This is a genomic window from Marinobacter maritimus, from assembly GCF_007671675.1.
Taxonomy (GTDB): domain Bacteria; phylum Pseudomonadota; class Gammaproteobacteria; order Pseudomonadales; family Oleiphilaceae; genus Marinobacter; species Marinobacter maritimus.
Window position 1 is genome coordinate 356,655 of sequence record NZ_VCGW01000001.1, and the last position, 20,845, is coordinate 377,499.

Annotated in this window: 15 protein-coding genes and 2 pseudogenes; 15 read left to right on the forward strand and 2 right to left on the reverse strand. The window is 49.7% G+C overall.

Going from position 1 to position 20,845, the window contains the following annotated elements; all coding sequences use genetic code 11:
• Positions 1 to 227 precede the first annotated feature (227 nt).
• The 4 genes and pseudogenes from FFI90_RS01635 to FFI90_RS01650 all read left to right on the forward strand — a co-directional run.
• A complete protein-coding gene (locus FFI90_RS01635) occupies positions 228 to 1,319 on the forward strand; it encodes an EpsG family protein (RefSeq protein WP_144775906.1) in 1,092 nt (363 codons plus the stop codon).
• Positions 1,320 to 1,825: 506 nt separating this feature from the next.
• Positions 1,826 to 2,998, forward strand: a complete 1,173-nt coding sequence (locus FFI90_RS01640; RefSeq protein WP_144775908.1) for a glycosyltransferase — start codon at positions 1,826 to 1,828, stop codon at positions 2,996 to 2,998.
• 156 nt (positions 2,999 to 3,154) lie between these two features.
• Positions 3,155 to 4,432, forward strand: a complete 1,278-nt coding sequence (gene wecC, locus FFI90_RS01645; RefSeq protein WP_144775910.1) for a UDP-N-acetyl-D-mannosamine dehydrogenase — start codon at positions 3,155 to 3,157, stop codon at positions 4,430 to 4,432.
• Between the two features lie 13 nt (positions 4,433 to 4,445).
• Positions 4,446 to 4,800: pseudogene (locus FFI90_RS01650) on the forward strand (UDP-N-acetylglucosamine 2-epimerase); the annotation flags it as partial.
• Between the two features lie 164 nt (positions 4,801 to 4,964).
• Here FFI90_RS01650 and istB read toward each other — a convergent pair.
• Both istB and istA read right to left on the reverse strand, forming a co-directional pair.
• Complete coding sequence (istB, locus tag FFI90_RS01655; RefSeq protein WP_144775914.1) at positions 4,965 to 5,768, reverse strand: IS21-like element helper ATPase IstB; 804 nt, start codon at positions 5,766 to 5,768, stop codon at positions 4,965 to 4,967.
• Positions 5,765 to 6,949 (reverse strand): IS21 family transposase, encoded by a 1,185-nt coding sequence (gene istA / locus FFI90_RS01660; protein WP_144775916.1) that lies wholly within the window; start codon positions 6,947 to 6,949, stop codon positions 5,765 to 5,767. Before istA ends, istB begins: the two co-directional genes overlap by 4 nt.
• Positions 6,950 to 7,055: 106 nt before the next feature.
• Here istA and FFI90_RS01665 point away from each other — a divergent pair.
• The 11 genes and pseudogenes from FFI90_RS01665 to FFI90_RS01715 form a co-directional block, all read left to right on the forward strand.
• Positions 7,056 to 7,424, forward strand: a pseudogene (locus tag FFI90_RS01665) (IS30 family transposase); the annotation flags it as partial.
• Between the two features lie 329 nt (positions 7,425 to 7,753).
• A complete protein-coding gene (locus tag FFI90_RS01670) occupies positions 7,754 to 8,866 on the forward strand; it encodes a glycosyltransferase family protein (protein WP_144775918.1) in 1,113 nt (370 codons plus the stop codon).
• Positions 8,867 to 8,879: 13 nt separating this feature from the next.
• Complete coding sequence (locus tag FFI90_RS01675; RefSeq protein ID WP_144775920.1) at positions 8,880 to 11,006, forward strand: bi-domain-containing oxidoreductase; 2,127 nt, start codon at positions 8,880 to 8,882, stop codon at positions 11,004 to 11,006.
• A 6-nt stretch (positions 11,007 to 11,012) separates the two neighbouring features.
• Positions 11,013 to 12,224, forward strand: coding sequence for a UDP-N-acetyl-D-mannosamine dehydrogenase (gene wecC / locus FFI90_RS01680; protein ID WP_144775922.1), 1,212 nt, complete (start codon positions 11,013 to 11,015; stop codon positions 12,222 to 12,224).
• Positions 12,224 to 13,375 (forward strand): non-hydrolyzing UDP-N-acetylglucosamine 2-epimerase, encoded by a 1,152-nt coding sequence (gene wecB / locus FFI90_RS01685; protein ID WP_144775924.1) that lies wholly within the window; start codon positions 12,224 to 12,226, stop codon positions 13,373 to 13,375. The genes wecC (FFI90_RS01680) and wecB overlap by 1 nt, the downstream gene beginning before the upstream one ends.
• Positions 13,376 to 15,202: a heparinase II/III family protein gene (locus FFI90_RS01690; RefSeq protein WP_144775926.1), complete on the forward strand. Its 1,827-nt coding sequence runs from the start codon at positions 13,376 to 13,378 to the stop codon at positions 15,200 to 15,202.
• Positions 15,199 to 16,416: a glycosyltransferase family 4 protein gene (locus tag FFI90_RS01695; RefSeq protein ID WP_144775928.1), complete on the forward strand. Its 1,218-nt coding sequence runs from the start codon at positions 15,199 to 15,201 to the stop codon at positions 16,414 to 16,416. The genes FFI90_RS01690 and FFI90_RS01695 overlap by 4 nt, the downstream gene beginning before the upstream one ends.
• Positions 16,413 to 17,009, forward strand: a complete 597-nt coding sequence (locus FFI90_RS01700) for a sugar transferase (protein WP_144775930.1) — start codon at positions 16,413 to 16,415, stop codon at positions 17,007 to 17,009. The genes FFI90_RS01695 and FFI90_RS01700 overlap by 4 nt, the downstream gene beginning before the upstream one ends.
• Entirely contained in the window at positions 17,009 to 17,653 is a 645-nt protein-coding gene (locus FFI90_RS01705; protein WP_186317895.1) for an acetyltransferase, read from the forward strand. The genes FFI90_RS01700 and FFI90_RS01705 overlap by 1 nt, the downstream gene beginning before the upstream one ends.
• Positions 17,654 to 17,676: 23 nt before the next feature.
• Positions 17,677 to 18,861, forward strand: a complete 1,185-nt coding sequence (locus tag FFI90_RS01710) for a DegT/DnrJ/EryC1/StrS family aminotransferase (protein WP_144775934.1) — start codon at positions 17,677 to 17,679, stop codon at positions 18,859 to 18,861.
• Positions 18,854 to 20,794 carry a nucleoside-diphosphate sugar epimerase/dehydratase gene (locus tag FFI90_RS01715; RefSeq protein ID WP_144775936.1) on the forward strand — a complete coding sequence of 647 codons (1,941 nt, stop codon included), beginning with the start codon at positions 18,854 to 18,856 and terminating at the stop codon, positions 20,792 to 20,794. Before FFI90_RS01710 ends, FFI90_RS01715 begins: the two co-directional genes overlap by 8 nt.
• The last annotated feature ends 51 nt before the right edge of the window (positions 20,795 to 20,845 follow it).

The window sequence follows — 20,845 nt, forward strand, 5'->3', positions numbered from 1 at the left end:
GTGAATGCGATTAATAGATTGTGTCCAAAAATACTGGGAGCAATTTGGATTAAGGTGCTCAAAGAGTTTTGGATGGCGAAAGTTTAAAGCCTTAATCAAGCGTTTGGCATCAAGGGAGCCTGAATCTGGTTTGTGGCACTCATGGCAAAGCGGGCTTTCAGGCCCGACACTGAATTAACGGCAAACCGGATATTTATCACGCGCTTCTCAACGGTTTAAATTAGCCCATGATCCATTTTACACTTTACTTCTTTGTCTTGTTATTATCATGGATTGCCTTAGTAAGTAACATAGACAATAAAAAAGTTCTCAACACTTGTCTGGCCGTGTCGTTTTTTCTTGTCCTCTATCTAGTCATTGGGTTTCGTGTGGACTCAATTGATTATGTGAGCTATAAGTCTATATTTGAGAAAGTTAATTTTTCCCAGTTTTCGATACCGATATTCAATTCGAATGAGGGGTCAAGCGGCAGAGAGTTTTTGTTCGCATCTTCTGTTTCATTGTTTAAGCTTCTTAATCTTAGTTTTGAGTCATTCATTGCATTTATTGCTTTTCTATCGGTTTTTATAAAGTTCAATATTTTTTGGCGCAATTCTCCTTATTTCTGGCTTTCAGTTCTGATATACCTTTCGTTTTCGTATTTTAAAGATCTTGGCCAGATACGAAGTGCGTTATCTGCGACCATTCTTGTATTTTCTTTTAATCAGATAGTTTCTCGTAAATTTCACTATTACATTATTTATGTAATAATAGCGGCAGGCATTCAGATATTTTTGATCTTTGCCGTCATATTGTATGTTTTCCATTGGTATTTTCATCGTTATTTAAAATTGTTTCTGTTGTTTTTTAGTCTTTTTTTGCCAGATTTGATTTTTTATATATATGAATATTCGGCTGATTTTATTCGTGCATTAAACCCTTTTATTTTTTATAAAATTAATGGTTATATGGCGGTCCAACAAGATATAAACGTATTTGGTTTAGGAAATATTTTTCGAGTCTCCGTCGTAGCCGCCATGATATTCATGGGGGGCTGGTTAAATTTTTCCAAGTCTTCGATTGTATCTGTAAGCCTCTCTTCCGTTTCCTTAGGACTGATTTTTTATAATTGTTTTAGCTTTATTCCAGCTGTCGCAGAGCGATCTATTGATGTATTTGTTTTTTTGCCTGCGTGTCTCTTGTTTCCTATCTTTGTTTCTAAGATGGCAGGGGGCGTTCAGAAGCAAATTGTCTTCATGCTCGTTGTGCTTTATTGTTTGGCATTTTTTATCGGAGGTGTTTCTTCGGCAGGAGAGTATCGAAATTTGCTTTTAGTGTAGTTGCGAGCATTGCTAAATGTATCTAGTGGGTTAAGAGAATATAGAAGCAGCTTTTCAGGCTGCAATATATAAAAACTGAATAGGTGTTCGTGGTAAGTTCCATGGACTTGATAAGGTTCTGTAAGGCTTTCCACCATTTTAAATTAATACAGGAACCCTGTATAACGCCAATGCTCTCTACATCGCCGGCCGTCTCACTTGACCAACTGTTATAGTCTTAAGACGAATTCAAAAGTTTTGCGAATTCGACTTCGATTTTTAATATTTTCCATCGTTTGTGGTCGTTTAATAATATATTGGCTGAAAAGCCGTTTTAAGGGTATTCTCAACTCTACAGTGATTAATGCGAAAATTTATTTTGATAAGCCTACCCTTGAAAGTGGTAGATTGGGAAAGTGTTATATTTCGGCCACGAGGAAAAAGATAAAATTTTAGATTGTAATCAAGGTTTTGCAAAAATGGCAATAGGTTTATGCTTGAAATAAAAGTAATGAGACTCTGAAATAATGAAAGTTGCTAAAATAATTGAGGGAAGCCCGGATAATAAGATGGGACTTTTCAATGATGCAATCCTTAGAACTAAGCGATTGAAATCAAAAGTGAAAAGCGTCGATTGCTACATGGTTAGGGTAAGATACAGTTTTGCTCTTCGGATTTTGAAAGGGAAAATCCGGTTGCCTCCTAAAGAAAGAGTATCGCTTGTCGATGGCATCTGGTTTAAGAACCTCTGGGTCAAAATAGGTCTCTTGGACTATATATTAGTTTATAAATTGAATGCTAGAGCCTTTTTGTGTGAAAGGTCTCTGAGAAAATATGACAATATATTTCGTGGGTTTGACGTTATTACATCTCACGGACTGCTAGCTAATGTGTTGGCAAAGATTGTTAACGAAAATCAGGGTTTGCCTTACGTACCTACTTGGCATGGTTCTGATATAAATATATATCCGTTTAAAAACGACAGGAGGCGGATCGCAATAAAATATATTATGGATTCTGCTTATGCGAATGTGTTCGTGAGCAATAAGTTGATGGAGACCTCCTGTAGAATTTCTAAAAAGAGCAATAAAGAGGTTTTGTACTCTTCAATAAACTCTATTTTTTTCAGATTTAGTGAAGAACGTCGGAATGAGCTCAGAAGACGGTATAGTATACAAAACAAGAAAGTCGTAGGGTTTGTTGGCAACTTAATAGATATTAAGAATGTGATGGTGTTAGCGCCCTTGTTTCGTCGATTGCAAGACAGCCTCGAAGATGTTGCTTTTTTTATCGTTGGTGAAGGAAATCGTTCATTTAAGTTGCAGGAAGAAATGTCAAAATTGCGTGTCAATAATGTAACTTTCTTTGGAAAACTCGATCCTGTAAAAATTCCGGAAATAATGAACGTTATCGATATTTTAGTTCTTCCGAGCTTAAATGAAGGGTTGCCTTTAGTCACATTGGAAGCGCTTTCGTGCGGAGCTCATGTTGTAGGATCGGATCGCGGTGGTATTCCGGAGGCAATAGGAGTAGATAATACGTTTCGTTTGGATGACTGCTTTGTTGACAACTGTTCTAAAAGAATATTGGAGGTTTTTGAGGGAAGAGTACAACCTCCGAAGATATCCAACGAGTTTTCAGAAGTTAGGACTTGTAAGAGGGAGCGGTCATTATTGAGCGAAGCAGTTTCCAAGCGTTAGTAATAATTGCTTCTGCTCATTATTCTATATGTAGAAGGGTATTGAAAAAATCGTTGAGAGTTAAATTTACTATTTCAGTACTTGATCGTCTACGATGGTTGGTAAAACCCACGTTTAAAGCTTCTTTTAAAGTGTTTGCATCGTAAAAAAGGTGTTATGGATATTTCAAAAATTTGTATGGTTGGCTTAGGGTATATTGGCCTTCCAACGGCAAGTGTAATCGCGTCGAGAAAGTGTAATGTGATTGGTCTAGACGTGGACCCTGATGTTGTAGATACAATAAATAAAGGCGACATTCATATTGTCGAGCCAGACTTGGATATGATTGTCCATGCTGCTGTGAGCGAAGGCTACCTCCGGGCCACACTTAAGGCCGAGCCCGCAGAAGCCTTTTTGGTTGCCGTGCCTACTCCATTCAAGACGGAAGCAGGCAAAACTCATGTTCCGGATTTGAAATATATAGAATCCGCTGCCAAGTCGATCGCTCCAGTTCTTGAAAGAGGGAACTTGGTGATTTTGGAATCTACCTCTCCGGTTGGCACGACTGAACAGTTCGCGGCGTGGTTGGCTGAAGCGAGACCGGACTTGACGTTTCCGCAAACTGATGGGGAAGAATCGGACATTCGAATTGCTCACTGCCCTGAAAGGGTTCTGCCTGGCCATGTCATACGGGAGCTGGTCGCTAACGACCGGGTAATTGGCGGTTTGACCCCAGCCTGCTCTGAAGCCGCATTTCGTCTTTACGAGATTTTTGTTGAAGGTGAATGTATCACTACTACCGCGCGTACAGCGGAGATGGCAAAGCTTACCGAAAATAGTTTCCGAGACGTGAATATCGCCTTTGCTAATGAGTTATCGCTGATTTGCGACAAACTCGACATCGATGTTTGGGAACTTATTGAGCTGGCAAATCGACATCCACGCGTTAATATCCTGAAGCCCGGACCGGGTGTTGGTGGACACTGTATTGCTGTGGACCCGTGGTTTATTGTCAGCGAAACTCCGGAGCAAGCGCGATTAATTCGTATGGCTAGGGAAGTAAATGATGCCAAGCCGCAGTGGGTAATCGATAAGGTTAAATCAGCAATAGGGCAGTTCTTGCAGCAGCACTTCGATCATACAGCAAAGGATGTGAAGGTGGCGCTGTTTGGTCTCGCATTCAAGCCAGATATTGATGATCTGCGTGAAAGCCCTGCCTTGGCAATTGCGGTAGAGTTGGAGCAATCTTTAGCGGGTTCTTTGATGGTTGTTGAACCAAATATTGAAGTTGCACCTGCAGGACTAGCGAGAGCCTCGCTAGTGAGTAGTGATGAAGCGATCGAGCAGGCCGACATTTGTGTGATTATGGTTGCGCATCGAGAATTCAAAGGATTAGATTTTTCCGGAAAACTAGATGAATTCGTCATCGATGTGGTAGCAAGTGGGCGAGCGTAAAAAGGAGAAGTTTTTGAAAGTTTTAACTGTTTTTGGAACTAGGCCAGAAGCCATAAAAAATGGCCCCAGTGGTGTTGGCGCTGCAGGATGATGATCGGTTTGAACCGGTATTGTGTGTAACTGGCCAGCATCGTGAAATGCTGGACCAGGTGCTGTCGTTATTTTCTCTGGTGCCGGATTATGATCTGAACATTATGAGGCCGGGCCAAGATTTAACGGATGTAACTACCGGTATTCTGCAGGGTATGCGGAGCGTTCTGACAGAAGCGAAGCCAGACCTGGTGCTGGTACATGGCGACACGGCCACCACCTTCGCCGCCACCCTCGTCCTGCCGAGGTTGAGCAGCGACTTTGGATCGGAGACTGGGAAGGCGATACCGTCCTGAAGGGCCACAAGGAATCGGGTCTGGCCACCCTGGTGTATCGCCGCACTGGCTATTTGCAGGCAGCCTTGTTGCCCGAGGTGAAGGCGGGCCTGTCAACAACAGCGAAGTTTGACCGCTTTTTATCAGTTTAGATTGTCCGGTTTTCATCAGTTTTCAGTGTCCGGTTTTTGAGTGTCTGTGCCGTCACATTCCTCCTGTTGCTGAGTCGTACCGGGGACGATCCCGGCCTTGCGTTTGTCCTTCAGTCGGTAACTTTCACCCTTGATGTTCAGCGTGGTTGAGTGGTGCAGTAACCGATCCAGGATAGCCGTGGCGATGACCTGATCGCCGAACACCTCGCCCCAGTCCATAAAGCTCTTGTTGGAGGTCAGGATGGTGCAGGCTCGCTCGTAGCGACGGTTGATCAGCCGGAAGAACAGGCTGGCTTCCTCCCGGGTCATGGGTAGGTAACCAATCTCGTCAAGCACCAGCACCTTTGGGTAGCTCAGCTGCTGGAGCTGACGGTCCAGTCGGTTCTCCTGTCGCGCTTTCATCAGGGTGCTTACCAGGCGATCCAAAGTCATGAACAGAACCCTGTGGCCAGCCTCAGCTGCTTTTACGCCAAGGGCAACGGCCAGATGGGTTTTACCCACGCCCGGTGGTCCCAGCAGGATGACGTTCTCGTTGCGCTCCACGAACCCTAATCCGGACAGGTCCCGGATCAGCTTGCGGTCAATGCTCGGCTGGAAGGTGAAGTCGAACTGTTCCAGGGTTTTGATCCACGGCAGTCTGGCCTGCTTGAGGCGCGTATCAAGGCCTTTCTGGTGGCGGCCACCCCATTCCTGGGCCAGGGCCTGTTCGAGGAACTCCCGGTAATTCAGATCCTTCTTGCTGGCGTGTTCGCACAAGGTGTCCAGGGAGGCTTGGAGGTGGTCCATCTTGAGTCGGTCGAGGAGTTGGTCCAGGTTCATTGGAGTATCTCCTCATACACAGAGAGGCTCCGGTGCTGCACTGGCAGCACGTCTTGCCACAGCGGTTCGTGGTGTTCGGCCACGGTTTGCCAGCCCTGCTTGCGATCCGCCATCCGGTGGCGCGCCACCTCCTGTCCCCGGATGTCGTAGACGGTGAGTTCTCCGTCCAGGCTGACTCGAATGGTCACCCGCTGCCCGCAGCACTCGGCCGGCACACTGTAGCGGTTGCCATGCACATCGATGTAGGCGTCCCAGCCAACATGTCGGACATCGTAATAGCGGGTATCGAAGTCCGTTTCGGGCCTTTGCAAAAGTTGAGGTTGCTCCTCCTGAAACCTCTCGGCCGGGGTCTGCCGGAAACGCCTCAGCAGCCGCTGCTGAGCGTAGGTATTCAACCAGTGCTCCAGTAGCTGATTAAGGTGTGCGTAGCTGTCGAAGCTGCGATATCGCTGGAAGAAGTGGTGCTTCACATATCCGACCATTCGTTCGGTCTTACCCTTTGTCCTGGGCCGCTGGGGCCGACAGGCCTTAGCGACAAAGCCGTAATGGTTGGCCAGCTCCAGGAAGCCAGCATTGAACGTCACCTTGCCATCACGATCATGGCGAACCACGGCTGCCTTCTGGTTGTCCACCAGAACACTGGCCGGGACGCCGCCAAAGTACCGGAAGGCCTGCACCAGCGACTCATAGGTATGCTCGGCATCCTGACGTGGGCCCGCCCAGACATGGAAGTGTCGGGAATAACCCAGCACGTTCACCGCAATGTTGACGGTGCACAACCGGCCGGCCACCTCGGTGCGAATCTCGCCCCAGTCATGCTGGAGCTGTTTGCCAGGGTGCGTCTCGTATCGGACGGTTCGCTTGCTGGCTCGCAGGGGGCGCTTGGGCTGGATGTACTCACGAACCAGAGTGGATGAACCGGCGTAACCCTGCTCGCGCAGCTGTTGGAAAATCACCTCTGCGTTCCAGACTTCATCGGCCAACTGCTGATCGATAAAGGGCTTGAAGGGGTCGAGCTTACTGGACCGGCGTGACTTCGGCCTACCTGTGGGAGGTGCAGGAAGCGCCAGATACCGACGCACCGTACGTTCTGAACAGCCAATCCGTTGGGCAATGTCCACGATGTGCGCCCCCTGTGCCCGTAGTTGCTTTATCATGTGAAAGTCCTCTCGGCTTTGCATGAGTCTTTTCCTTTCAGGTTTCGTCACCTTCAAGAAAAGGTCATGCGGGTCGGGTGGACAATCTATCCTGACAATTTACGGACTTTTAGCACTGTTGCTGACAGGCCTGACCGCTGATGCGATGATCCGGCTACTGCGGCCTCTGCGAGGGGCCGTGAAGACACTGACACTGGACAATGGTTCAGAGTTTGCGGAACACCGGCGCATTGGCAAGGCGGTCACTGCCAGTACGTATTTCTGTGATCCGTACCGATCGAGTCAGCGCGGCACCAATGAAAATACCAATGGCTTGATCCGGCAATACTTTCCGAAGGGAACGGACTTCAGAAAGGTCACGAAATCGCAGCTAAGGCGGGTGGTGGACAAGCTCAACAACCGGCCCAGAAAGCGGCTTGGGTATCACACTCCAGCAGAGATATTCTGGGGTGAATACTCAGGCGCCCTGGAAACAGGTGGTGCTGCACTTATTACTTGAATCCAGGACTTCAGAACAGTGGTCCGGAGAAGCCAAGCTGGCGGTGGTTATAGAAACCGCGCCGCTGTCCGAAAAAGAACTCAGCGTCTATTGCCGCGAAAAAGGCCTCTATGTCGAGCAGGTAAAGCGTACACGCCAATAAATCAGCACCTGTTTTCGCCGTAGCAGTTCATTCAAACTGATTCCTCCAAACCCACACCGAGGAATCCACTATGGCCAATGAACAAAGCGATCAATCGTCGGGCTACCTCCTTGCAGACTGAGAAGAAAGCTTGAGTGTAGTCGTTTTTACTTTCAGATAAAACCATCTATTAAAAGTGGTAATGTTAATGCATTTTTTGTTTTTAATGCCGGTCATGGGCCAGCCTAGATATTCTAAGCGTATCGATATGCTTAAAGCTGAATCTGTGGTTGCAGAAGTGGCAGCTTTTGAGCGTGATTACCATAAAGGACGAATGCCTAGTTGTCCTGTAACTACCCTTGGAAGGGTAAGGCACGGGCAATACCTAAAAAGAGTTTTAGTTTATATAAAAAGTTTGATAAAAATACGGAAATTAGCTAAAAGAAATGAAGTCATATACTCGTTCGGACCTGACTTATCTGTTTTAGCTTATATCGCAACTTTAGGCTTACCCGTTAAGCGTGTAGCGGAGGTCGCCGATATTCGAGGCCTACAAACGAGTGATAAGCTCAAAGGTAAGCTACTTAGGTTTTTCGAAAAAAAACTAGTGCAGAAGTTGGATTTGTTAGTTGTTACTGCACCGAAATTTTATAGTGAATATTATCAGAAATGGTTGGGCGTGGATGTCAATCATGTGGTGATTGAGAATAAATTAGAGAAGGAAATGTTGGGTAATAGATCGGAAAGTAGAGAGCAACCGGAGTTAAATAAAAGTGATATTATAAAAGTTGGATATTTTGGCTTACTTCGTTGTAATTGGACTGCTGAAACACTCTATTATTTAGCCAAACTTTACCCTGATAGGTTTCAGGTTAATATAGCTGGTCATTGGATGCTAGATTCCAATCTCGAGTTACAATTGCGAGAGTTGGGTAATGTCAAGTATCTCGGTGAATATAAATCTCCGGATGATCTTTATGATTTGTATTCTTCAGTAGACATTATTTGGGTTTGTTACGAGCCATTAAGCGATAAAAATTATAACCTGTATTGGGCAAAAACCAATCGTTTTTATGAAAGCCTTTTTTTTAATAAGCCAATTATTGCTAGGAGCGGTTCGTGTGATGGTGATTTTGTAAAGGAAAAAAATACTGGATTTTGTGTTTCAGATATAAGCACTGAAGATGCAGTTAGCAGTCTTAAAGATGTTATAAATTATCGGAGAGTTAATCAATGGAGAGGGGCTGTTAGCAGCTTGCCAGCTAGTGAATTTATATACAATGATGAAGCAAAGTTACTGCTTAACTCATTAAAATCATAGATAGTGAAACCTTATGAAGCAAATCCTACAAAATCTCGGCAACGGCGAAACTACCCTTGCCAATGTACCCTGCCCACAAAACAAGCCCGGTCACTTATTAATCGCCAGCCAGCGAACACTGGTCAGCGCGGGTACTGAGCGCATGCTGGTTGATTTTGGCAAAGCCAGTGTTCTTGAAAAAGCCCGTCAGCAGCCTGACAAGGTCAAAATGGTGCTGGATAAGGTAAGAACAGATGGCCTAATGCCGACCGTGGATGCGGTGCGATCCAAGCTGGATCAACCGCTGCCCTTGGGTTATTGCAATGCTGGCGTTGTGCTAGAGAGCGGCGTATCCGGATATGAGGTAGGTGATCGGGTTATTTCTAATGGCAACCATGCGGAAGTGGTTCGTATACCGCAGAACCTGTGTGCGAGGATTCCTGACAATGTAGATGGTGAGTCGGCTGCGTTTACCGTGCTCGCATCTATTGGTTTGCAGGGCATTCGTCTGGTGCAACCAAGTTTAGGTGAGTGCGTCGTGGTAACGGGGCTAGGTTTGATTGGTCTGGTCACGGTGCAATTGCTCAAAGCGCAGGGCTGTCGTGTATTGGGTATTGATTTTGATTCTAGCCGCTGTGCCTTGGCGCGTGAGTTTGGCGCAGAAGCGGTTGACCTATCAAAAGGTGAAGACCCCGTAGAGGCGGCCGCGGCGTTTTCCCGTGGCCGTGGTGTGGATGCGGTGATTATTACTGCGGCGACTAAAAGCAATGAGCCTGTGCACCAGGCCGCCCAGATGTGCCGTAGGCGTGGCCGTATTGTGCTGGTGGGTGTAGTTGGGCTTGAGCTTTCCCGTGCTGATTTTTATGAAAAAGAGCTGAGCTTTCAGGTCTCCTGCTCTTACGGCCCGGGCCGTTATGACTCTGAGTATGAGGAAAAGGGCCGGGATTACCCCATAGGCTTTGTGCGTTGGACGGAACAGCGCAATTTCGAGGCCGTGCTGGATATGATGGCCAGCGGTGCACTGAATGTTAAGCCTTTAATTTCCCATCGTTTTGCGATTGAAAGCGCGGTTGAAGCCTATCAGACCCTGAGTGAGCCGACCGCTCTAGGTATTCTGTTGTCCTACCCTGCACCTGAGCTGGATCAGACTGAGCTGCTCAGCAGAAAGGTAGCCTTAAACGCCCCGGCTGCCTATCAGCCAACGGATGTGGTGTGCTCCTTCCTTGGCGCAGGCAACTATGCCTCCCGGGTGTTGATTCCGGCATTTAAAGAGAGCGGCGCCAAACTGCATAGCCTTGCCAGCAGTGGCGGTGTCTCTGGTGTGCATCATGGCAAGAAACATGATTTTGCCCATTCGGTTACAGACGAGGCTGAGGTGTATCAAGACGAGGCAGTCAATACTGTAGCAATCGCCACCCAGCATAATCTGCACGCTGGCCAGGCGTTGGCTGCCTTGCAGGCCGGCAAACATGTGTTTGTAGAAAAGCCTTTAGCGCTGACACTGGAAGAGCTGGACGGGTTGGAAGCAGCTTACCAACAGGCGGGAGGCAAGCAGCATTTGATGGTCGGTTTTAACCGCCGTTTTGCCCCGTTGGTGCAGAAAATGAAGCAGCTGTTATCGGTCAGCAAGCAGCCGAAAAGCTTCATCATGACCATGAACGCGGGAGAAATACCTGCCAACCACTGGACACAAGATTCGGCTGTAGGCGGAGGCCGCATTATCGGCGAAGCCTGCCACTATATTGATTTGATGCGTTTTCTGGCCGGTAGCGAGATTACGGGGTTCACCGCCACCAAAATGGGCGATGTGCCGGGCGTTGAGATAACAGAAGACAAGGCCAGCATCACATTAAGCTTTGCTGATGGTTCATTCGGCACCATCCTATACTTGGCCAACGGCGGTAAAGCCTTCCCCAAGGAACGCATCGAAGTATTTGCCAATGATGCGGTACTTCAATTGGACAACTTCAAAGCCCTGCGCAGCTATGGTTGGCCTGGCTTCAAAGGCAAAAAACTGATGAGCCAGGATAAGGGCCAGCAAGCCTGTGCCGCACTTTTTGTAAAAGCCATTCAACAGGGCGAGCCAACCCCCATACCTGCCGATGAGATTTTTGAAGTGTCGCGAGTCTCGGTGCAGATTGCGCAGAATTTAAGAGGATAAAGTTTAATGCAACCACAAGTAGTCACCCTCGGCCTGGGTTATATCGGCCTCCCAACTTCTGCATTGATGGCAGCTAATAACATTGCTGTGCATGGCGTGGATATTTCGCAGAAGGTAGTGGATACCATCAACTCGGGAAAAATTCACTTTGTTGAACCGAAGCTGGATACTGCGGTGGCCAGCACGGTAGCAGCGGGCTTTTTACGTGCTGATACCACCGCAGTAGCAGCGGATGTATATCTGGTCGTAGTACCCACGCCCTTTAAAGGTGGGAGCCACGAGCCGGACATTTCTTATATTCAAGCAGCTACCGAGAGTATTTTACCGCTGCTCAAAGAAGGCGACTTATACATCATCGAGTCCACCTCTCCGGTGGGCACAACCGAACGTATGGGCGATTTCATCTACGCCCAGCGACCGGAGTTAAAGGGCAAGCTGCATATTGCCTACTGCCCGGAGCGTGTATTGCCTGGCAACGTCATGTATGAGTTGGTGCACAACGACCGTGTGATTGGCGGCGTGGATGATGCTGCCACGCAGAAGGCGTGCGAGTTCTATCAGCAGTTCGTTAAAGGTGAGTTGCATCGCACCAATGCCCGTACCGCGGAGATGTGCAAGCTGACGGAAAACGCCAGCCGTGACGTGCAGATTGCGTTTGCCAACGAGCTATCGCTGATTTGCGATAAGGCAGGCATTGATGCATGGGAGCTTATCCGGCTGGCCAATAAGCACCCCCGGGTTACCATCCTGCAGCCGGGTAGTGGGGTAGGAGGGCACTGCATTGCAGTTGATCCTTACTTTATTACCTCTGAATTCCCCATGGAATCGCAGATTATTGGCAAGGCGCGTGAGATAAACAATTACAAAGCTTTCTGGTGTGCGGAAAAGACTAGGCACGCCATTCGTGATTTTGCCACCAGCCAGGGTAAAGCGCCTTCGGTCGCATTGATGGGGCTTGCCTTCAAACCGAATATTGATGATCTGCGTCAGTCCCCGGCTGTTTATATCGCGCAGAAGGTGCTTCAGGAAGCGGGTGATGAAAACTACTTTATTGTAGAACCGAACATTCACGAACACGCTTACTATAAGATAACCGATGTAGAGCAGGCGGTTGAACAGGCTGATATTGTCGCGTTTTTGGTGGCGCATGATGAGTTCAAGCAACTGGAAATACCCGCCGGAAAAGTGGTGCTGGACTTTTGTGGGGTGACAAAATAGTGAAGGTTTTATCCGTATTCGGTACACGCCCGGAAGCCATCAAAATGGCACCCTTAGTCAAAGCTCTGGCTGAAGACAGCTTTTTTGATGCCAGGGTGTGCGTGACGGCCCAGCACCGGGAAATGCTTGATCAGGTGCTGGAGCTGTTTGAGATAGCACCGGATTATGATTTGAACCTGATGAAGGGCGGTCAGGATCTCTACGATATCACCTCGGGTGTGTTGCTTGGCCTGCGGGATGTGCTGAAGGAGTTTCAGCCGGATATTGTTCTGGTGCATGGCGACACCGCTACCACCTTTGCTGCAACCCTGGCTGCTTTCTATCAGCAAATTCCGGTTGGTCATGTAGAAGCAGGTTTGCGCACGGGCAATATGTCTTCGCCCTGGCCAGAGGAAGCCAATCGCGTGCTGACCGGCCGCCTGGCTGCTGTGCATTTTGCACCGACCGAGCGTAATCAGAATGCCTTGTTGGGTGAGCATATTGCCGCTGACAAAATCACTATTACTGGCAATACAGTGATTGATGCTTTGCAGTGGGTGGTGAAGAAGATTGATCAGTCGACTGAGCTAAAAGACAGTATTCAGGCTGTTTTGCAGCAGGCCGGCTTGAACACCGATGCGTTAAGCAAGCGGTATGTGCTGGTCACAGGCCATCGACGTGAGAATTTTGGCGAAGGCTTTGAAAATATCTGTAAGGCACTGAGCCAGTTGGCTGCCGCCAATCCTGATACCCACTTTATTTATCCGGTGCATTTGAACCCCAATGTGCAGGAGCCGGTAAAGCGCTTGCTGGGTAATTCAAGCAACGTTCAGTTGATCGAACCGTTGGGTTATGAGCCGTTTGTTTACCTGATGCAGAATGCTTATCTGGTATTGACTGACAGCGGCGGTGTGCAGGAAGAAGCCCCCGGCCTGGGTAAGCCGGTGTTGGTGATGCGCGACACCACCGAACGCCCAGAAGCCGTCGATGCCGGCACGGTGCGGTTGGTGGGTACCGAAAGCTGTGTCATTCGGGATGCGGTTCAGGAGTTGCTGGATGATGAAACGGTGTATGAGCGGATGTCTCGTGCACATAACCCTTACGGGGATGGGCAGGCTTGCAGTCGCATTGTTGAGTTTTTGAAAGCTCGTTCCCAGCCGAAGACTGATTGAATGGCTTCATTCATCTCCAAAATCAAAACAGTGCGTCGCCTTGGTGCTTTGAACGTTTTCAGAGCGCTTTCGTTTCGTTTGGGTGTTCAACTGGGCGTTAACCGGGTAAGGCATTTGAAAGCAAGTGCGCCTGTCGGACGTTTTTTCTCAAGAACTGAATGGCCAGTAAATAGCTGGGATGAATTTCGATACTTTCCTCTGGCGTTCGGCCACGTCGAGGTAAGTCGCGAGGGTGTTCCTGATTGGAACAAAAGCGTGTTGACGGGCAAGTGCTTCCCGGACTGCCAGAAACCCTGGTATGCAATTCGCGATTTCACAAACGATGTAGGTGACATAAAAGGAATTTGGGAGCTTTCCCGTTTTGACTGGGTGCTTGGTTTTGCCAGAGAGGGGCAAGCAGGCCATACGGAAGCTTTGGAAAAGTTGCAATCCTGGCTGGAGAGTTGGGTACAAGAAAACCCACCCTACTATGGCCCAAACTGGAAATGTGGGCAGGAAGCCTCTATCCGGGTTATGCACTTGGCGATGGCAGCCATTGTGCTTGGGCAAGTTTATAGGCCAGAAAAAGCCCTGCTGGAGCTGGTTGAAATACACCTGAAGCGTATTGCGCCAACCATTCAATATGCGATTGCCCAGGATAATAACCATGGTACTTCTGAGGCCGCTGCGCTGTTTATCGGTGGGAGCTGGCTGGCTAGCCATGGTATTTCACAGGGCAGGGGCTGGGAATTAAAAGGCAGGAAGTGGCTGGAAAACCGGGCCAGTCGTCTGATAGAGCGGGATGGCAGTTTCAGCCAGTACTCTGTGAATTATCACAGGGTGATGCTGGATACCTTCTCTATGGTAGAAGTGTGGCGGAAAACACTTCAGTTGCCGGAATTCTCCCGCCACTGGTACACCAAAGCGAAGGCGGCTACAGAATGGTTAATGGCATTGCTTCAGCCGGGCGGTGATGTGCCTAATCTTGGCGCTAACGATGGCGCCAGGTTACTGCCGCTTGCGGCTGTCGACTATCGCGATTTTCGTCCTTCAGCTCAATTGGCCAATGTGCTTTTTTGTGGCCAAAGGGCGGTTTCGGAACCTGGAGAGTGGGACGTTCCGCTGAGGCTGTTGTTGGGTGTTGATCTGCCAGAGCCAGTAGCAGAAATCCCCGGAAGTGTGCAGTTCGATGACGGTGGCTACGCCATAATGCGTAAAAACCATTGTTTCGCGTTATTCCGTTACCCCCGTTTTCGTTTCCGCCCTGGCCAGGCCGACGCGCTCCATCTCGATGTTTGGTTAGGCAGTCGCAACATCCTCCGAGACGGAGGCTCTTACAGCTACAACACGGAAGAGCCTTTGCAATCTTATTTTCCGGGTGTTGAAAGCCATAATACCATCCAATTTGATGGTCGCGATCAGATGCCGCGACTTAGCCGATTCTTGTTTGGTGAATGGCTGAAAACCAGTCGCTTCCGGCCTCTAGCTGAATCCTCTGAAGGTCTGTCTGTTCTTGCGGGGTATCGCGATTATAAAGGGGCGATGCATACTCGTAAGGTATTGCTTGGCACAGATAAGTTAATAGTTCAAGACGATATTGACGGTTTCTCCAAGAATGCTGTGCTACGGTGGCGATTAGAGCCTGGAAAGTGGGAATTGAGTGGCTCTACTGCAAAAAATGAAAATGTAGCCATTGCAATCACCAGCACCACTGAGATTGTTCGTTGCGAAATCGTTGATGGCTACGAGTCTCGTTATTACGGCCGCAAAACAACATTGCCGGTTCTTGAAATTGAGGTGGCCGACGCTGGCTGCCTGTCCACTGAAATAACCTGGAATGCGATTTGAGAGTTCTATATGTCCACCAGCACTTTGTCACCCCGAAAGGCGCGGGCGCCATCCGCTCTTATGCCATGGCTCGGAAGCTCGTAGAGCGTGGTCATAGTGTCACCATGGTTTGCGGTAGCAATACTACAGGTTCCACAGGCCTCGAAGGTGAATTTACGGGAGGCAAGCGCAGAGGTGTGGTAGACGGCATTGATGTTATTGAGCTTGACTTGGCCTATTCGAATTACGACGGTTTTATGAAGCGTGTATGGACGTTCTTGTCTTTCGCGCTGCGTAGTATCTGGATTGCCCTGACCGAAAAGTACGACTTGGTATTTGCGACGACCACACCGTTAACGGCTGGTATTCCCGGTATTTTTGCCCGCTGGCTAAGGGGCAAGCCCTTTGTGTTTGAGGTTCGGGACTTATGGCCGGAATTGCCTCGTGAAATGGGGGTTATTACCAACCCGGTCGTGCTTTGGGTGATGGGGGTGTTGGAGTGGGCCAGCTATCGTTCCGCACATAGGCTGGTAGGTTTGTCTCCAGGTATTGTGGAGGGCATTACAAAGCGTGGCGTGCCTCCTGAAAAGGTGGCTATGGTGCCTAACGGTTGTGATCTGGACATTTTCACAGATTTGGCCAAACCATGGCGCCCAGAAGGAATCGCTGAGACTGATTTGATGGCTATATTTGCCGGTACTCATGGTATTGCAAATGGTTTGGACGCCGTTCTGGACGCTGCCGGTGAATTGAAAAAGCGAGGGCGGGAAGATATCAAGTTTCTGCTGATTGGTTCCGGTAAACTTAAACCGGCTCTGATGGCAAGGGCCGAACGTAATGGCCTCGATAATGTCGTATTCCATGACCCGGTTAAGAAGAGCGAGCTAGCGGGTCTGATGCGGGCAACTGACGTTGGCATGCAGATACTCGCTAATGTGCCCGCTTTTTACTACGGCACGTCTCCTAATAAATTTTTCGATTACATCGCAGCCGGTGTCCCTGTGTTGAATAATTACCCAGGATGGCTAGCCGATATGATAGAGCGGGAAGCATGCGGCTATGCGGTGCCACCGGCAGACCCTGCCGCGTTTGCGGATGCGCTGGAGCGGGCTGCTGCTGAGCAGAATCAACTGCCAGTGATGGGTAAAAGAGCGAAGGCCCTGGCCGAGCGAGAATTTGACCGGGATAAGATGGCGAGTGAATGGGTAGATTGGGTAACTGGAGTGGCCCAATGATGAAGCGTCTGTTTGATTTTATAAGTGCGCTGTTTGGTCTTATGGTTCTGCTTCCGGTGATTGTGGTGGTTGCGATCATGATTCACTGTAAACTTGGCTCCCCAGTGTTCTTTCGCCAAATCCGCCCAGGTAAAGACGGTAAGCCCTTCCGGATGGTGAAGTTTCGTACCATGCGTGACGCGGTGGACGCCCAAGGTAATACATTGCCGGACTCAGAACGGATGACTCCCTTTGGTCAGTTCCTTCGCTCCAGCAGCCTGGACGAACTGCCCGGACTCTGGAACGTGCTGAAAGGCGAGATGAGCCTTGTCGGTCCTCGCCCGTTGTTAATGGAATATTTGCCGCTTTATTCAAAAGAACAATACCGCCGCCATGACGTCCGCCCTGGCGTGACCGGTTGGGCCCAGGTGAATGGTCGTAATGCGATTTCCTGGGAGGATAAGTTCAAGCTGGATGTCTGGTATGTAGATCATTGTTCGTTTTGGCTCGATTTGAAGATTCTGTTCCTGACAGTGAAAAAAGTGCTGGTTCGGGATGGAATTAATGGTAAGGGAGAGGTGACTATGTCCAAGTTCACCGGGAGCAACGATTGATGCGTCTCGCCATTCTCGGAGCCAGCGGCCACGGTAAAGTAGTAGCTGATGCAGCAGAGCAGGCCGGGTGGCAGAGTGTTGTTTTTTTCGATGATGCCTGGCCGGGCCTCAAGGCCAATGGGCCTTGGGCGATTGAAGGCAATACCGAAGCGTTGCTTGAGAGGCTGACGGATTTTGATGGTGTGGTCGTTGCCATTGGGAATAATCGTATACGTGCAGTAAAACAAGCTGAGCTTGTGGCGGCTGGCGGTAAAATGGCCACGATTGTTCACCCGTCAGCAATGGTAAGTGCTCACGCTTCTATAGATGACGGTAGTTTGGTCTTCGCTAATGCAGTCGTTAATGCCTGCGCCACCGTGGGTGCCGGTGTGATTATAAATACTGGCGCTGTCGTGGAGCATGACTGTGTGGTAGGCAATTTCGCTCATATTAGCCCTAATGCTGTGTTGGCCGGTGGTGTGACGCTTGGCCCACTAGCTTGGGTTGGTAGTTGTGCTTCGGTAAGACAATTGATTGCGGTTGGCGAGGCTTCGGTAGTTGGGATGGGGGCTGTGGTGACCAGGGATGTGATCTCTGGAGTGACCGTAGTTGGCAACCCTGCGAAGGTGGTTGAACCCCGAAATCAAAATACCCACTCCATTTAAACCCGAAATCAAACAGAGTAACCATGCTAAACGGACCTTTCTCCCCCTGGCCCTCCTTCACCGAAGAAGAGGCCAACGCTGTTTCTAATGTTCTGCTTTCTAACAAGGTCAATTACTGGACCGGTCAGGAGTGCCGTGAGTTTGAACGGGAGTTCGCCCGGTTTGCAGATTCTGAATACGCCATTGCTCTTGCAAACGGAACTCTGGCGCTGGACCTGGCCCTGAAAGGGCTGGGCATAGGCCCCGGAGATGAGGTGGTGGTTACGCCCCGTACATTTCTGGCCTCTGTTTCGAGCATTATAACGGCTGGTGCGGTGCCGGTGTTTGCGGAGGTGGATGCGGACTCCCAGAATATTACGGCGGAAACCGTTGCGGCCGTGCTCACCGAGCGCACTCGCGCAGTGATTTGTGTGCACTTGGCCGGTTGGCCCTGCGACATGGATCCGATCATGGATCTGGCTCATCAGCATCATTTGTTTGTAATTGAAGACTGTGCCCAGGCCCACGGTGCCAGGTACAAAGGTCGTGCTGTGGGCTCTATCGGCGATGTGGGATGTTGGTCGTTCTGTCAGGACAAGATTATGACCACCGGAGGCGAGGGAGGGGCGGTTACCTGTAAGGATCGTAACTTGTGGTCGCGTATGTGGTCGTATAAAGATCACGGTAAGAGTTGGAGCGCTGTTTATGAACGCCAACATCCGCCAGGGTTCCGATGGTTGCACGAAAGCTTCGGAACCAACTGGCGCATGACAGAAATGCAAGGTGTAATAGGGCGTATTCAGCTCTCCCGCATGCCAGTGTGGAGCAAAGCGCGGCAAAGGAACGCCAATGCCATCTGGGACTGTGCCCGTAATTTGCCGGGTTTGCGAGTACCGGAGATACCTGCAGATATCGAACACGCAGCCTACAAGTGCTATGTATTTGTTGAGCCGAATAGGTTAGCAGAGGGTTGGGGCCGTGATCGTATTCAGAATGCGATTGTAGAGGCAGGCGTTCCCTGCTTCTCCGGTTCCTGCTCAGAGGTGTATCTTGAGAAAGCGTTTGATGGAACAGATTGGCGACCCAAAACGCCGTTGCCTGTTGCTCACGAACTGGGAGAGACCAGTTTAATGTTTTTAGTACACCCAACTTTGACAGACAACGAAATTGGTAAAACTTGTGATGTTTTGGCGAGCGTTATGAAACAAGCGGTGCCTGCGGATGTTTAAATCGTTTCTAAAGCTACCGCGCTTTCATAAACGTCTCGTTTCGGTTTCGGTAGATGCACTTGCCCTTTCTTTCGCCCTTTGGGCCTCTTTTGCACTTCGTTTAGAGCAAAGCCTGTGGTTACCCAATCAAGGGCAGTTGCTGGTCTCTGCTCTCACGGTCGTTTTCACTTTAGGTGTTTTCGTTCGCTTAGGTCTCTACCGTGCCGTGGTTCGCTACATGAGCGATCGTGCATTCCTGACTATCATCATGGGTGTCGGTGCTTCCGCCTTGTTGCTGATCATTCTCGGCTACAGCCTCCAGGTTCTGATTCCACGCTCAGTTCCGATCATTTATGCGGCCCTTGCCTTCATTTTTGTAGGCGGCAGCCGAATGAGTGTGCGCATGCTGGTGCATCACACCTCCAACCGGGGCAAAGAGTGGGTGGCCATTGTGGGTGCGGGTGAAACCGGTGCCCAATTGGCCAAAGCATTGCAGCAGGGCACTGAATACCACCCCGTGGTGTTCATAGGTTTGCAGGACGCTAACCATAAAGCCTTGATTGCCGGAGTGCCCGTGGTTGCTCTTAGCAACCTTGAAGAGGCCGTTCGCGTTCACGGGGTAAAGCGTCTGCTGTTGGCGTTGGATGTTGAGAAGCAGGTCGATCGCCGGCAGCTCCTGAAGCGGCTGGAGGCACTGAAACTGCCGGTTCAGACAGTTCCTTCCATGTCGGAGCTGGTTGCAGGCCAGGCCCGCATTAACGATATCCGGGATCTGGAAATCGAAGATCTGTTAGGCCGGGATCCGGTGCGGCCGGATAACGCCCAGGTCGCGGCCAGTCTTTATAACAAAGTGGTGATGGTAACCGGTGCCGGTGGGTCTATCGGTTCCGAGCTTTGCCGGCAGATCGTCCAGCACCGGCCCCGGGCTCTGGTGTTGTTTGAACAATCTGAATACTCTCTCTATGCCATTGAGCGCGAGTTGCAGGCGATTAACCGGATTGACGGGTTGGGTGTGGAGATCCACCCCCTTCTTGGCAGTGTGGCTCATCGTCGGCGGTGTGAGATGGTGATGCGCAGTTTCGGCATTCAAACGGTTTACCATGCCGCAGCTTACAAGCACGTGCCGCTGGTTGAGCACAATGTGATTGAAGGCGTTCAGAACAATGTGTTTGGCACGCTGCACGCGGCAGAGGCGGCTATTTCGGCCGGCGTTGAGCGGTTTGTTCTGATTTCTACCGACAAAGCTGTTCGCCCCACCAACGTGATGGGTGCCAGCAAGCGTATGGCGGAGCTGGTGTTGCAGGGTTTGGCGCAGCGGCAGAGCAAAACGATTTTCTCGATGGTTCGTTTTGGCAATGTACTGGGCTCCTCCGGCTCGGTGGTGCCTCTGTTCCGTGATCAGATTCGCGATGGCGGGCCGATTACGGTTACCCACCAGGATATCATTCGTTATTTCATGACCATTCCGGAAGCCAGCCAGCTGGTGCTGCAGGCAGGAAGTATGGGGTGCGGTGGCGAGGTGTTTGTATTGGATATGGGCGAACCGGTGAAAATTGCCGACCTGGCTCGCAAGATGATTCATTTGATGGGACTTGTGGAAAAAACACCGGATCAACCGGAAGGTGACATTGAAGTGGTCTTCACGGGGTTACGGCCAGGCGAGAAACTATTTGAGGAGTTGTTGATTGGCGATGACCCTCAGGGTACGTCTCATCCGCGCATTATGATGGCGCGGGAAGTATCCATGGCTTGGGACGACCTGGAATTGGTTTTGAGCAAGCTTTCTCGGGCTAGCCAGGAATTCGACTGTAGCCTGATTGTGGAAACCCTGAAAAGTGCGCCTACAGGCTTTACGCCGAATGGGAGCGTGGCTGACCTTGTATGGTGCAATGGGGGCCATGATCTCACGGTTGCCCATGAGAATACTGGGAAGGTGCATCGGCTTCCCGTTTGATGAAAGTATCGTGGATACTTAATCCTCCTCTTCCCCAGCCCCTCTCCCGCA

Excerpts from the sequence above, each read along its gene's own strand:
- FFI90_RS01675 (WP_144775920.1), top strand. The coding sequence starts at position 8,880 with ATGAAGCAAATCCTACAAAATCTCGGCAACGGCGAAACTACCCTTGCC.
- FFI90_RS01640 (WP_144775908.1), top strand. The coding sequence starts at position 1,826 with ATGAAAGTTGCTAAAATAATTGAGGGAAGCCCGGATAATAAGATGGGA.
- FFI90_RS01670 (WP_144775918.1), top strand. The coding sequence starts at position 7,754 with ATGCATTTTTTGTTTTTAATGCCGGTCATGGGCCAGCCTAGATATTCT.
- istA (WP_144775916.1), bottom strand. The coding sequence starts at position 6,949 with ATGCAAAGCCGAGAGGACTTTCACATGATAAAGCAACTACGGGCACAG.
- wecC (WP_144775910.1), top strand. The coding sequence starts at position 3,155 with ATGGATATTTCAAAAATTTGTATGGTTGGCTTAGGGTATATTGGCCTT.
- FFI90_RS01705 (WP_186317895.1), top strand. The coding sequence starts at position 17,009 with ATGCGTCTCGCCATTCTCGGAGCCAGCGGCCACGGTAAAGTAGTAGCT.
- wecC (WP_144775922.1), top strand. The coding sequence starts at position 11,013 with ATGCAACCACAAGTAGTCACCCTCGGCCTGGGTTATATCGGCCTCCCA.
- FFI90_RS01710 (WP_144775934.1), top strand. The coding sequence starts at position 17,677 with ATGCTAAACGGACCTTTCTCCCCCTGGCCCTCCTTCACCGAAGAAGAG.
- FFI90_RS01690 (WP_144775926.1), top strand. The coding sequence starts at position 13,376 with ATGGCTTCATTCATCTCCAAAATCAAAACAGTGCGTCGCCTTGGTGCT.
- FFI90_RS01715 (WP_144775936.1), top strand. The coding sequence starts at position 18,854 with ATGTTTAAATCGTTTCTAAAGCTACCGCGCTTTCATAAACGTCTCGTT.
- FFI90_RS01635 (WP_144775906.1), top strand. The coding sequence starts at position 228 with ATGATCCATTTTACACTTTACTTCTTTGTCTTGTTATTATCATGGATT.
- FFI90_RS01700 (WP_144775930.1), top strand. The coding sequence starts at position 16,413 with ATGATGAAGCGTCTGTTTGATTTTATAAGTGCGCTGTTTGGTCTTATG.
- istB (WP_144775914.1), bottom strand. The coding sequence starts at position 5,768 with ATGAACCTGGACCAACTCCTCGACCGACTCAAGATGGACCACCTCCAA.